Raw genomic sequence first — 13,210 nt, forward strand, 5'->3', positions numbered from 1 at the left:
GCGTTACCCCAAGGCCGCGGCAAGCTGCTCCAACGCCTGCTGGATGACCGCCCGCGGGGCGCCCAGGTTGAGCCGCATGTGTCCGCTGCCGCCGGTGCCGAACAGGGTTCCCGGACTCAGGCCCAGGCCGGCGCGCTGGATGAAGAAAGCGTGCAGCGCGGCATCGTCCAGGCTCAGGCCCCGGCAGTCGAGCCACAGGAGATAGGTGCCCTCGGGTCGGATTGCGGTGATGCCGGGCAGTCGGGCGGCGATGAAGTCCAGCGCCAGATCGCGATTGCCCGCGAGATAGCCGAGCAGGGCGTCGAGCCAGGGGCCGCCTTCACGGTAGGCGGCGGTGAAGCCGGCGACGCTGAACGGGTTGCTGGCGCTGACATGAAAGGTGTCGAACACGTGGCGCAGGGTGCGGCGCTGGATCGGGTCGGGGCAGATGAGCACGGAGAGTCCGAGACCAGGGATGTTGAAGGTCTTGCTCGGCGCCGCGGCGGTGATGACGGAGGCGGGATCCTCCGCGAGTCGCGCCAGGGGGTGATGGACCTCGCCCGGAAAGCACAGGTCGTGATGGATCTCATCCGACAGGACCACCATGCGGTGGCGGCGGGTGATCTCCAGCAGGGCGGTCAGCTCGTCCGTGCGCCAGACCCGTCCGACCGGGTTGTGCGGCGAGCACAGGATCAGCAGGCGCGCGCCCGTGGCGGCGCAGTGTTCCAGATGATCGAGGTCAAAGGCGTAGCCCGCGGGCGTGGGACGCAGCGGGTTCTCCACCACGCGCCGGCCGTTGGCCCGGACCACCGAGAAGAAGGGCGCATAGACCGGGGGCTGGACGATCACCGCCTCGCCGGGCTCGGTCAGGGCCTGGACGACCGCGGCGAGCGAGGGCACCACCCCCGGCGCCATGATGACCCAGTCGCGCTCGATGACCCAGTGGTGCCGCTCGCGCATCCAGTCGGCCAGGGCGCTGAAGAGCGCATCCGGAAACAGCGTGTAGCCGTAGACCGGGTGCGCCGCCCGCGCGGCCAGGGCGCGGGTGACCGCCGCCGGCGCGGGCAGATCCATATCGGCAACCCACAGGGGCAGCACGCCGGGGTCACCGAACTGCGCCAGGCGCGCGTCCCACTTGACCGCGGCCGTGCCCTCCCGATCGATCGGCCGGTCGAAATCCAGTTCAGTCTTGTCCATGTGCGGGGGCATCCTCTCGCTCCGGAAGACGCTCCCAAACCGTCACCTCGGAGAGGCTGTGCTGGAATTTACGGCGGGTTTCGCGGATCACGAAGGGGACCTCCAGCGGCCCCTCGATCAACCGGAAGTGCGCGCCCAGCACCGTCTTGAGCCCGTCCAGTGTGGTCACGTTCTCCCCGTCGCGCTTGAAGCCGCCCAGCCATTCCTCTCGCGGGGTGTGCTCGGTGAGCCAGGTGTAGGGCGAGGCGATGAGCAGCAAGCCGCCGGGATTGATGCGCGCGTGACACTGGGCGAGGAAGCGAGTCGGGCTGTAGAGCCGGTCGATCAGATTGGCGGCCACGAGCAAATCATAGCCGGTAAACTGGGCCTTGAGGTTACAGGCGTCGCCCTGAACGAAGGTGACCCGATCCCGCGCCTCGGTGAGATCCAGATCCTTCAGCCAGACCTCCCGCCAGGAGACCAGTTCGCCCTCATCCACCAGCGTGTAGCGCAGTACGCCCTGATCCGCCAGTTGCGCGCCCAGGCCGATGAAGCGGGCGGAGAAATCCATGCCGGTCACCTCCTCGAAGCGGCGCGCCAGTTCGAAGGTGGTGCGGCCCGTCGCACAGCCGAGATCCAGCGCGCGGCGGGCCGGACGGTCGCCGAGACAGCGCAGCGCGATGTCGGCGAGCGCCCGCGGGAAGTTGGGTACGCCGTGATACTCGGCGCCATAGTGGAACTCGGCGTATTCGGACAGCAAGCGGTCGGTCTCGTAGTGCGAGGCCGGCGGCAGTCCGGGTGCCGCGCCGACCACAGTGCGGAAGCCGGCGTGCTGGAAAAAATGGCGGCGGAACGCATAGCGGGCCGAGTGCAGCGACTCGTTACCGCAGGAGATCCAGGACCCGCCTTTGATCAGATTGTGGCGTTCGTCGAAGGTTGGTGTGGTGAAGTCATCGTAGAGCGGATGCACCCGGAATCCGGCGAACGGGTAGATCGGGGTCTCGGTCCACTGCCATACATTGCCCGTCACGTCGCAGAACGCCCCCTGCGCAAAGCGGTCCACCGGGCAGGAGGAGGCCCAGTGATCCAGATGCAGGTTGGCGGCGGCCGGTCGATCCGCGGGGACCTCGGGGCAGCCGGCGACATCATGGAGGCGGTACCACTCGTCCTCGGTCGGCAGCCGCACCAGCGTGCCGGTCTGCTCCGCCTTCCACAGACAGAATGCCTTGGCCTCGTGATAGTTGACCTCCACCGGCCAGTTCCAGGGCATCGGGACGGTTTCCAGCATCAGGCGCAGGCGCCAGCCCGCGGGCTCCGGGACCCAGAAGGTCGGGAAGCGCGCCTGACTGAATTGACGCCAGGCCAGGCCCTCGGGAGTCCACCAACCGTCGGTCTCGTAGCCGCCGGTTTCGACGAAGGCCAGGAATTCACGGTTCGAGACCAGTGTCCGCGATGCCTCGAACGCCGGGACCTCGGCTTCATGGAGGCCGTACTCATTGTCCCAACCATAGTAGGGCGCGCTCGCCTGGTCCTTGTCGAGCCGGATCGACCCGGCGGCGACCGGCACCAGCGGATTGGCCGGTGGTTCGCCCGTCTCCCGGCAGGGTTCCCAGGCCGGGTCGGTGCGCAGGCAGTCCAGCGACTGCTGCCGGATCAACACCGAAGAGGTTTCGAGATGGATGCGTTCATGTTCGATGCCCATCAGGATCGGCCACCAGGGGCTGTCCCAATCGATCGGCAGACGCAGCGGCAGCCGCTCGATCAGGCCGATCACGGCGGTGCGGACCCGCTGGCGATAGTCGCGCACGGCCTGGACCGACGGCCAGTCGTAGTTCGACTCGTCCAGATCGTCCCAGGACATCTCGTCCACGCCCACCGCGAACATCGACTCGAAGCGCGGTTCGAGCCGCTGCTCCAGCAGGCCCGCGAGGATCAACTTGTTGATAAAAAAAGTTGCCGTGTGGCCGAAATAGAAGATCAACGGATGGCGCAGGGCGATCGGCTTGCGATAGTAGGCATCGGCCGTGGCCAGGGTGGCAAACAGCGACTCATACCGGTCGAAGGTCGCGATGAAATAGTCGCGGATCTCGCGGCGCTTGGCCACGGGATCCTCGCCGTGCAGCAGTGGGGTGCGGGGGAAGCGTTCCGTATTCATGGCGTTCTGTGTAATCTGGTTGCCGTCGGCACAGGCGGGCGCCGCCCATAGCCCGCCAATTTATGGGCTAGAGGGCAGGAATAACAGGGATGTCCGGATCGGGCGACCGCGCGGCGCCCCGAGCGTGCGTAACCGCCCTGGTCTTCGTTCCGGCCAGTCCTCGGGCGTCCCGCACTGGAGGTCGAGGGTTACCGTGAAGGTCGCGCAGCGACCCCGTGGGAGCGGCGTCCCGCCGCGATGGGGCCGAGGGTTACTGTGAAGGTCGCGCAGCGACCCCGTGGGAGCGGCGTCCCGCCGCGATGGGGCCGGGCGCGCAGCCGCAGCGTTCGCGGTCACCGCGGCACCGCATCGCGGCGGGACGCCGCTCCCACGGGGAACTTTCATCATCCGATGATCAAGGCCCGCTCGGTTTTCCGAGTCATTGCCGGATTCAGGGTGAAGTATCCGCGCTCGTAAAGGCGTCACTGCATCAACTGGTAATTCAAAGGTTAATAACTTGCTGTGATGCTAATAAGCTTTCGTCAACCACGCGCATCGACCGCAGGTTTCGAATCCGCACGTGCCGGCCCTTGTGCAGTGCAGCAACCGGACCCATAATCATCCGAGCTCGATGAGTCAAAGACGCTGACCATCACTGTTTGCCTGTTTCCGAAACGATCCACCCGGCTTCTTCAACCGCGGACAGACCCATGCTCACCCTTGAAGCAGAATCCATAGAAATCATCCGCGAGGCCGTGGCGACGGCCCGCAATCCCGTCATGATGTACTCCATCGGCAAAGACTCCTCGGTCATGCTGCACCTGGCACGCAAGGCCTTCTACCCCGCGCCGCCGCCGTTCCCGCTGCTGCATGTCGATACCGGCTGGAAGTTTGCCGAGATGTACCTGCACCGCACCCGCATGGTGGAGGAGAGCGGGATGAAGCTCATCACCCATACGAACCCGGAGGGGGTCGCGGCGGGGGTCAATCCATTCACCCACGGCAGCAACTACCATACCGATGTCATGAAAACCCAGGCGCTCAAGCAAGCCCTGAATGCCCTGGGCAGTGATGTGGTTTTCGGCGGTGCCCGGCGCGACGAGGAAAAGAGCCGCGCCAAAGAACGTGTTTTCTCATTCCGCGCGGCGGGTCATCGCTGGGATCCCAAAGCCCAGCGTCCGGAGCTGTGGAATCTCTATAACACCCACGTCAAGTCGGACGAGACGATCCGGGTCTTTCCAATCAGTAACTGGACCGAGCTCGACATCTGGCAATACATTCACGCCGAGGGCATTCCGATCGTCCCGCTCTATCTGGCGGCGGAGCGGCCGGTGGTGCAGCGCGATGGTCAATGGATCATGGTCGATGACGACCGTTACCCCTTTGCACCGGGTGAACAGGCGGTGATGAAGCGCGTGCGCTTCCGCACCCTTGGCTGCTGGCCGTTGACGGCCGCCGTCGAGAGCGATGCCGATACGCTGGAGGCGGTGATCGCCGAGACCTTCAATGCCCGTAGTTCGGAGCGTCAAGGCCGGTTGATCGATGCCGATACCCCCGGATCGATGGAGAAGAAGAAGCAAGAGGGCTATTTCTGATGAACGACCTGCACGCCCGTGACATCGTTTCCTTCCTGGAAGAGCAACGCAACAAGCAAACCCTGCGCTTCATCACCTGCGGCAGCGTGGATGACGGCAAGAGTACCCTGATCGGCCGTCTGCTGTTCGAAAGCAAGAGCATTTTCGACGACCAACTGGAGGCGCTCGAGAGCGACTCGCGCCAGTACGGCACCCAAGGTGAGAAGACCGACTTGGCGCTCTTGGTCGACGGCCTGCAGGCCGAGCGCGAGCAGGGCATCACCATCGATGTCGCCTACCGGTTCTTCGCGACCGACCGCCGCCGCTTTATCGTTGCCGATACGCCCGGTCACGAGCAATACACCCGCAACATGGCGACCGGCGCCTCCACGGCGGAATTGGCGGTCATCCTGATCGACGCGCGCAAGGGCGTGCTCACGCAAACCCGCCGTCACAGCCGCATCGCCGCCATGATGGGGATTCGTCACATCGTGTTGGCGGTCAATAAAATGGATCTGGTCGGTTTCGATGAGGCCGTCTACAACGGGATCATCGCCGACTACCAGGCCTTTGCCGTCGATTTCGGGTTCCTCAGCACCCAGGCCATTCCGCTGTCGGGTCTGGACGGGGACAATGTGCTGCACCGCAGTGCACAGACGCCCTGGTATAGCGGCCCCAGCCTCATGGAATATCTCGACACGGTCGATGTCAGCGATACCAGCGAGCGCGCGGCCTTCCGGATGCCGGTCCAGTGGGTGAACCGGCCCAATCTCGACTTCCGGGGCTTCTGTGGTCGGATCGCCGAGGGCACCCTGCATCCGGGCGATGCGGTGCGCGTGTTGCCGTCCGGCGTGCAAACGCGGGTGAAGGCGATTCTGGCGGGTTTCGACGCGGTCGAGACCGCCCATCCGGGCGACGCGGTGACCGTCACTCTGACGGAAGAGGTCGACGCCAGCCGCGGCGATGTGCTGGTGGCCGCCGCCGCGCCCCCGGAAGTGGCGGACCAGTTCGAGGCCAAGCTGCTGTGGATGGTCGAGCACGCCATGACGCCGGGCCGGCAGTACCTGATGAAAATCGCCTGTAAGGAGGTGACGGCCACCATCACCGCGATCAAGTATCGGGAGGACGTGAATACCGGTGCGCACCTCGCGGCCAAGTCGCTGGGACTCAACGAGATCGCGGTCGTCAACCTGTCCACCGGCGCACCCCTGGTGTTCGAGCCCTACGGCGTCAACCGGGTGATGGGCGGCTTCATCCTGATCGACAAGCTCACCTTCGAGACCGTCGGCGCCGGGATGATCGATTTCGCGCTGCGTCGCGCCAGCACCATTCACTGGCAGATGCTGGAGATCAATAAGTCCGAACGGGCCGCGCAGAAGCACCAGGCGTCGCGCTGCATCTGGTTCACCGGGCTGTCGGGTTCCGGCAAATCAACCATCGCCAACCTGCTGGAAAAACGACTGCACGCCGAGGGTAAGCACACCTATGTGCTCGATGGCGAGAACGTCCGTCACGGCCTGAACCGCGACCTGGGCTTCACCGAGGCCGACCGGGTCGAGAACGTCCGGCGCGTGGCCGAGGTGGCGCGGCTGATGGCCGATGCCGGCTTGATCGTGCTGGTCAGCTTCATCTCGCCTTACACCAGCGAGCGCCGCATGGCACGCGACCTGTTCGAGCCGGGTGAGTTCGTCGAGGTCTTCGTCGATACCCCGGTCGAGGAATGCGAGCGGCGCGATGCCAAGGGCCTGTACGCCCGCGCACGTCAGGGCGGCCTGGAGAACTTTACCGGTATCGACAGCCCCTATGAGCGTCCGCAGGCGCCCGAGGTCCACCTGCGGACCCCGGAGATGTCCCCCGAGGACTGTGTCGAGGCGGTGCTGCGCGCGCTGGCTTGAAAGGGCGTCGGGCGGGTTTTAGGTGATTTCCGGAACACCGGATACCGCCAACCATCGGCTCGGATGTCGATGCGACTTCAGTCGCACCTACGGTATCGAAATTGTCGGAAATCGCCTAGCAGCCTGTCGGACTTTAGGCGATTTCCGAATAAGACGCTANCAAGAATCAAGCTCCGTAGGAGCCCGCTTGCGGGCGNCGTGACCTGCCGGAATCGCGTCATTGTGCCCCACCCGTCGCCCGCAAGCGGGCTCCTACGGGTTGGATGCGTCATTGTGCCCCCACCCGTCGCCCGCACGCGGGCTCCTACGGGTTGGATTTTTCGCGGAAATCACCTTACGTTAGATTGTGGAGCAACAAAAAAACCTTTATGTTGACTCATACCCTAATCCTAGGGGCTAAGTCCGACAGGCTGCTAGGTCGCCCCTACAGCCCCCAGCAGATCTTGCTGCACCCGCAGGTTTCGGCCGAACGCGGCGCCGCCGCCCGCTAAAGCATCGACCTCCGGTCGCGTCGCCCCGGTCACCGCGCCCACCGGACGGAAAGCCGCATCCGACCGGATTCAGTCGAGGCGGCCTTAATCGTCGATGCCGAGCAGCGCGATCTCACCAACAACGACAGAACGTCAAGGCTCGAGGTGCGTTTCAGCGACGGCCGTCAAGGTTATTGACGCGCCGTTCCGCTAGCTTGAGATCGGACACAAGCACCGGCGCAATCGTGCCCGGCTCGAATGCCGCGAGAGACCACATGAAGACCGCTCCGACCGATGACACCGATCTTTCCCGCCGCCGCCTGCTGCTGGCTGGCGCCCTGCTCGCGGCGGGCGCGCACTGGCCGGCCATGGCGGGGCCGACCGGGTCCGATGCGACGGCCGGCGCCGTTCTGCCGGCGGGCAGTGCGCAGGGTCAGGATGTACTGGTGTTGGGCGCCGGCATCGCGGGGCTGGTCACCGCCTATGAACTGCACCAGGCCGGGTGCCGCGTGCGGGTGCTGGAGGCGCGCGAGCGGGTGGGCGGGCGCTGCTGGACGCTGCGCGGGGGAGACCGCTTCACCGAGATGGGCGGGGCCGAGCAGGAGTGCCGGTTCGCGCCGGGCGATTATCTCAATCCGGCTGCCAACCGCATCCTCACCAGTCATCGAGGCGTTCTCGCCTATGCCCGGAGTCTGGGCGTGCCGCTGGAACTTTACGCCAGCGGCCCCCAGGGCCAGAACTGGCTGCTGCGCCGCAAGCCCGGCCATCCGCTCTCCGGTCAGCGGATCCGGTTCCGCGAGCTGGACCGGGACGAGATCGGTTATTCGATGCAGCGTCTGGTGGAACTGCTGGAGTCAGGCAGGGATGCCGCGGCGGGCGCGGCCGAAGATCAGGCCCTGGCCGCCTGGGCGCGCCGCTTCGGTCTGCTGGACGCGTCCGGGCGCTATGTCGGCGGCCCGGCCCGCGGCTATCAGGTCCCGCCGGGAGCGGTAGACGCCCCCGGTGTGTTGTCGAAGCCCTTTCCGGCCGAGGACGTGTGGTCCTACGGACGACTGGCCGAGGCCCCAGGGTGGATCAACAGTGCCAAGTATCCCACGCCGGTCCTCACGGTGACGGGCGGCATCGACCACCTGGCGTCGGCCCTGGCCGGACAACTCCCGGCGGGGACCATCCGCTTGGGTGCGGAGGTGGTCCGGGTGCGCCAGGACAGCGGCGGGGTTTCGGTGCGCTGGCGGGACACGCGCTCCGGCGAGGTGCACGAGGCGCATGCCGCGCGGCTCGTCTGCACCATCCCCTTCATCGTGCTGTCGGGGATCGATAGCGACTTCGATCCGGCCGTCCGGGGGATCATCGCGCGCCTGGGCTATGAGCCGGCGCTGAAGGTCGGTTTCGGCTTCCGCCGCCGTTTCTGGGAGCAGGACGAGCAGATTTTCGGCGGCTATTCGTACGTCGATGACCCGGAACTCTTCGTCGCCTACCCGAGCGTCCGGCTGGGCTCGGCGACCGGGGTTCTGACCAACTACTATGGGGTACGGGGTGCGCTGGCGTTGGCTGCACTGAAACCCCAAGAACGGCATCGGGCCGCCCTGGCGGACTTGCAGTCGCTGCATCCGGGCGCCGCGGCGGAGTTGGACTCGGCCGTTTCGGTCGCCTGGCCGCGCATCCCCTTCAGTGCCGGCTGTTTCGGTGCCTGGACCGACAATGCCCGGGCACGCGACTTGCCGCGGGTGGCCGGCGGTGACCGGCGGGTCATCTTCGCCGGGGAACACGTAAGCCAGATTCCGGCCTGGATGGAGGGGGCCGTCCAATCGGCCCATGCCGGGCTGAAGCTCCTGCAACAGCAATGGGCGGTGCAGTCATGAAATCCCGCAGCACGCTATCTGTCCTGGCGCTTGTCGCGCTGCTGCCGGTCGGCGCCGGCCGGGCGGACGAACCCGCCGCCCTCTACGCGGACCTGTGCGCGGCCTGCCACGGGCAGGGCACCGCGCCCTTGAGCGGCAGCCCCTATCCCGCGCTGTTCGGCAACCCCCAGGTGGCCGCCGCCGGCCCCGTCTATGTCGCCCTCAAGGCGTTGCACGGAACCGGCAACATGTATCCCCTGTGTGCCCTGGCGAGCGACGCCGAGATTGCCGCCATCGCCAACCACCTGGCCGCCGCCAACGGCAACCAGTCGCCGCCGCTGGCCCCCGAGGCCATCGCCGCGCTGCGGCCCGCCGCGGGCGACTGTCCGATTCTGCATTGACAACGGCGTGAGCGAACTGCGAAATCGCATGCGGTCGTCCCGATAATGCCGCCTTAAGGCGCGGTGTCGAGCCAGTTTTCGACATGGAGACCCAAGACGCGGTTGAATTCGGCTTCGTTGTCAGTGACGACGACCGCGCCCAACGCAAGACCCTGTGCGGCGATCCAGTAATCGTTGGCGCCGATTGGGGTACCCTTTCGCTCCAAGTCGGCGCGGATGGTGGCGTAATGTCGGCTGACCTGGGCATCGATCGGTATCAACGCAATCTTTGCCACAACGCCCGTCAAGCGGGCGGCATTCTTTTCGCGGTATGCACTTTTTTCAACACCGAGTTCGAGTTCGGCGAGCACTACGGGAGAAAGCGCCAAGTCGCTCAGTGCGGTGTGCTCAAGTTTGTAGCGAACGCTGGCGACGCCTTTCATGGCGGCGATGAAGATGTTGGTGTCGATCAGGTAGCGCATCCTTATAGGGGCTCGACGGGTTCGGGCGGTCGATCCGCCGACATGACCAGGTCGATGTCGTCTTGGTCGGCCCAGAGGGCCCGGAATGCGTCGGCTGCCACGCACGGGGAGTCCGGCACAAGCCGGGCGACGACCCGGCCACGGCGCAGGATAGCAACCGTTTCGCCGGCTTCGACCGCCGCCAATAACGCGGAGAATTTCGCCTTTGCTTCTACGACCTGCACGCTGCGCATGATGAAATCCCAGAGATGACTACATGGTCATAATAGTGCGTCGAGGCGGTTAGTGCAAGGTTCAATCGTCCCCGTGGGAGCGGCCTCCGGCCGCGATGGGGCCGCGCGGGATCGCGACCATCGGCGTTCACCGCGACTCCCCATCGCCGCCGCGTTTCGCTGATCTGTTGACCCTGATCGAGCAAATCCAAAACCGGGCCACCAGCAATTCCAAATTTGGGTGGCCGCCGCCAACAGCGTGTCGGCAGCGAGGCCGATGGTGGATGCGCTGCGCTTATCCACCCTACGAAACCGGCTCCGTTGTAGGGTGGATAAGGCGCGCCGCTCGGTGTCGGGGACCCGGCACGGCGGTCGCGCGCGCCGCATCCACCAGAGGTCGCGTGGTGCCGCCCAAATTTGGAATTGCTGCCGGGCCACGGCCCTGGAGATTCGGGAATCCTTGCTGCGTTACTATGTCCTACTGGATTTCCGGTGGGCGTCGGTTTGCGCCCCACGGGCTAAACGACGAACGACGGCGCTCCGCCAAGCCCGGTCTTGTCGGGGTAGATCGGAGAAATTGCTATGGCTCCAGAAGACTTATTACGACTGATCGAGCAAGGTGAAAACTCGGGCGTCGAATTTAAACGGGACGCGCTGCGACCAGAGCAACTGGCGCGGGAAGTTGTTGCCTTTGCCAATTTCCAAGGAGGACGGCTGCTGATTGGTGTCGAGGACTCCGGAACCGGCCAGATGTTTCGGGCACAACCCGGCCTGATCGAAGTGTTTATGGAGCGCGCGCAGCCCTTCTTATCGGAGGAAACCGCCGAACTGGTAGAAAATCTGCGTCGCGAGCGGCGCTGGTTCTATCCGCCCGAAGCGGTTCGGGAGTGTCTGCTCAATGCCGTCGCGCATCGCGACTGGACGCGTCCCGCTGAAATCGAAGTCGTGCGTTACGGCAACCGTCTGACCGTGACCAGCCCCGGTGCGTTGCAGAACGCGATGACCATCGTCAAAATGTTGGCTGGCCAGCGCTCCGCGCGGAATCCGATCATCGTTGAGGTTTTGCGCGACTATGGCTACGTGGACGCCCGCGGCATGGGCGTTCGGCGAAAGATCGTTCCGCTGGTTCATGCTTACACGGGTGATCAAGCCATCTTCGAGGCAACGGACGATTTCTTACGGATCACGTTGCCCGCAAAGCGGTTCCACGCGGATTGCCAATGAGCACAACCGGCGATGCGCTGGATTGGGCTTTGATCGTAATCCCGGCCGGCGGCGTGCGTAGTCAGGGCTTCCAGCCCTGAGGGTGTCAGGCCAGGATGGCCTGACGACGCACCCGGCGAGCCCAAGTGGCCGGAATCTTGATCGAGGCCCGCGATTGCGCCTACGGGAGATCGTCAGCGGACCGGGCGGGCCAGCGCAGTCCCCTGACCCTGCGCCCTAGCAGCCTGTCGGACTTAGCCCCTAGGATAAGGGCATGAGTCAACATAAAGGCTTTTTGTTGCTCCACAATCTAACATAAGGTGATTGCCGCGAGAAATCCAACCTGTAGGAGCCCGCTTGCGGGCGACGGGTGGGGGCACAATGACGCGATTCCGGCAGGTCACGTCGCCCGCAAGCGGGCTCCTACGAGCTTGATTCTTGATAGCGTCTTATTCGGAAGTCGCCTAAAGTCCGACAGGCTGCTAGACGACGCCCCCCGCCTGTGACTCAGACCACCAGGAGTCCAAGGCTTCAGCCTTGGTCAGGGTTCGCCAGGGCTGAAACCTTGGACTCCCGAGCGGGGTTGGCAGCGACCCCATCGCCACCGGGAGACCGTAATCGGACGACGGATGCGGCAGCTATTCGCGCGTTCAAGACCTGATCATCCGCGCCATTGATTCAAGCAGATGAAGGCGCCCAACAGCGGTGCCCCGACCTGTTGCAGAGTGTCGATCGCGTGAGCAATCTCGCTGTAACTCATGTCTTTGCGAGGGTCGTGCTCGTGGTACACCGCTAGTATCCCCGCATGGTTTGAGTCTGCATCGTGTAGTCGCTTGAAGTCCGAACAGTTGCGTGTGAGCAGCACGCGCTCGGCGTGTTTGGCTAGGCTCAATACGGTGGCATCGGGTTCCCCACGCTGCCCCAGTTGACCGATGGTCGCTACGTCATGTCCGGCATCTAATAATCGTTGAATCAGCGCCTTGGCCTCGCTGTCCTCGTCAAGCAGCAGCTTCACAGGTTCTCCCAAGCTCGGCTAACTGGTGCCGTTCCTCGTCTGCCTCGGCTGCAATCAGCTCGGTGTTGTCAGTGCAATAGGTGATGATCTCTTCGATAGCCTCTAACGGTAAATCCCAATTTTCCGCAGCCTCGGTCGCGGTCATTTCATTGGCCAGCAGATCCCGCCAGACCTGTGAGGCCAGCAAGCGCCGTCCTTTTACCCACAACTGCCTTCGCCAACTATGCATGCGGGGCGTCAGCCATGTCCACCTGCCGCTTGGCGACTCGAGCTCCGGCAAAATCACACGCACAAGGTTCGAGGGATTCTCTCCCAGATAGAGATGCTGTCCCTGTGCCAGTGATTCGGCAAGATAGAGCATGACCCGGCTGCTTCTCAGCAGGGCGTCTTTGGTTGAAGGCGCGTCAAGCACCTGCCGCAACCGTCCCAGCATGGCATCCTGATCCGTTGTGATCTCAAAGTTTGCGCGCTTGGTTTTCATGACTGTACCTCATGTATGAAAACGTCATGAGTTCATCGTACTCATATTGGGGGTCTTTGAAAATGCTGACTTGGCGCTTGGGTATCAATCATCGTTCAGGTCGGCGGCGCTCGGTCCGCACCGTGGACCGTATGTCCGGCATTGTCCCAGCGACGCATGAGAACACGCCTGTTCGCATCCATCCATTGGTAACGATACTCCAGGGTCTGGTGAATCTCACCATGGAAAAAAAGTCTTCCGATACCTCCAGAAAACCACCATTCGTCAGTGTGATTCCGGCACGAAAATATCCGTGGTCGCTGATGATGCGTTCGGACACGACCAAGACCTGTCCGACAACTGCAGAACCAGCCAGTCGGGCCTTCAGT

General features: G+C 64.3%; 12 protein-coding genes. 5 read left to right on the forward strand and 7 right to left on the reverse strand.

Annotated features, from left to right (window positions below):
• Window positions 1-3 precede the first annotated feature (3 nt).
• Complete coding sequence (locus tag A39O_RS0116635) at window positions 4-1,176, reverse strand: MalY/PatB family protein (RefSeq protein WP_020505797.1); 1,173 nt, start codon at window positions 1,174-1,176, stop codon at window positions 4-6.
• Window positions 1,163-3,310 (reverse strand): 5-histidylcysteine sulfoxide synthase, encoded by a 2,148-nt coding sequence (gene ovoA / locus A39O_RS0116640; protein ID WP_020505798.1) that lies wholly within the window; start codon window positions 3,308-3,310, stop codon window positions 1,163-1,165. Before ovoA ends, A39O_RS0116635 begins: the two co-directional genes overlap by 14 nt.
• A 689-nt stretch (window positions 3,311-3,999) precedes the next feature.
• On the opposite strand from ovoA, the gene cysD reads away from it, so the two are divergent.
• The 4 genes from cysD (at window position 4,000) to A39O_RS33855 (ending at window position 9,470) form a co-directional block, all read left to right on the forward strand.
• A complete protein-coding gene (gene cysD / locus A39O_RS0116645; RefSeq protein ID WP_020505799.1) occupies window positions 4,000-4,884 on the forward strand; it encodes a sulfate adenylyltransferase subunit CysD in 885 nt (294 codons plus the stop codon).
• On the forward strand, window positions 4,884-6,758 hold the full coding sequence (gene cysN, locus A39O_RS0116650) for a sulfate adenylyltransferase subunit CysN (RefSeq protein ID WP_020505800.1): 1,875 nt from the start codon (window positions 4,884-4,886) through the stop codon (window positions 6,756-6,758). Before cysD ends, cysN begins: the two co-directional genes overlap by 1 nt.
• 745 nt (window positions 6,759-7,503) lie before the next feature.
• Window positions 7,504-9,090: a flavin monoamine oxidase family protein gene (locus A39O_RS33850; RefSeq protein WP_020505802.1), complete on the forward strand. Its 1,587-nt coding sequence runs from the start codon at window positions 7,504-7,506 to the stop codon at window positions 9,088-9,090.
• Complete coding sequence (locus A39O_RS33855) at window positions 9,087-9,470, forward strand: c-type cytochrome (RefSeq protein WP_020505803.1); 384 nt, start codon at window positions 9,087-9,089, stop codon at window positions 9,468-9,470. Before A39O_RS33850 ends, A39O_RS33855 begins: the two co-directional genes overlap by 4 nt.
• A gap of 53 nt (window positions 9,471-9,523) precedes the next feature.
• Here A39O_RS33855 and A39O_RS0116670 read toward each other — a convergent pair whose 3' ends face one another.
• Together A39O_RS0116670 and A39O_RS0116675 are read right to left on the reverse strand one after the other, a co-directional pair.
• Window positions 9,524-9,931, reverse strand: coding sequence for a PIN domain-containing protein (locus A39O_RS0116670; RefSeq protein ID WP_020505804.1), 408 nt, complete (start codon window positions 9,929-9,931; stop codon window positions 9,524-9,526).
• 2 nt (window positions 9,932-9,933) lie between these two features.
• On the reverse strand, window positions 9,934-10,164 hold the full coding sequence (locus tag A39O_RS0116675) for a type II toxin-antitoxin system Phd/YefM family antitoxin (protein ID WP_020505805.1): 231 nt from the start codon (window positions 10,162-10,164) through the stop codon (window positions 9,934-9,936).
• A gap of 561 nt (window positions 10,165-10,725) precedes the next feature.
• On the opposite strand from A39O_RS0116675, the gene A39O_RS33860 reads away from it, so the two are divergent.
• Entirely contained in the window at window positions 10,726-11,367 is a 642-nt protein-coding gene (locus tag A39O_RS33860) for an ATP-binding protein (protein WP_020505806.1), read from the forward strand.
• Window positions 11,368-12,007: 640 nt separating this feature from the next.
• Here A39O_RS33860 and A39O_RS0116685 read toward each other — a convergent pair.
• The 3 genes from A39O_RS0116685 to A39O_RS43600 form a co-directional block, all read right to left on the reverse strand.
• Entirely contained in the window at window positions 12,008-12,361 is a 354-nt protein-coding gene (locus A39O_RS0116685) for a DUF5615 family PIN-like protein (RefSeq protein ID WP_020505807.1), read from the reverse strand.
• Window positions 12,345-12,842, reverse strand: coding sequence for a hypothetical protein (locus A39O_RS42215; protein WP_020505808.1), 498 nt, complete (start codon window positions 12,840-12,842; stop codon window positions 12,345-12,347). Before A39O_RS42215 ends, A39O_RS0116685 begins: the two co-directional genes overlap by 17 nt.
• A gap of 95 nt (window positions 12,843-12,937) precedes the next feature.
• Window positions 12,938-13,024 (reverse strand): hypothetical protein, encoded by an 87-nt coding sequence (locus A39O_RS43600; protein ID WP_407635646.1) that lies wholly within the window; start codon window positions 13,022-13,024, stop codon window positions 12,938-12,940.
• Between the last annotated feature and the right edge of the window lie 186 nt (window positions 13,025-13,210).

Source organism: Lamprocystis purpurea DSM 4197, from assembly GCF_000379525.1.
Lineage (GTDB): Bacteria > Pseudomonadota > Gammaproteobacteria > Chromatiales > Chromatiaceae > Thiodictyon > Thiodictyon purpureum.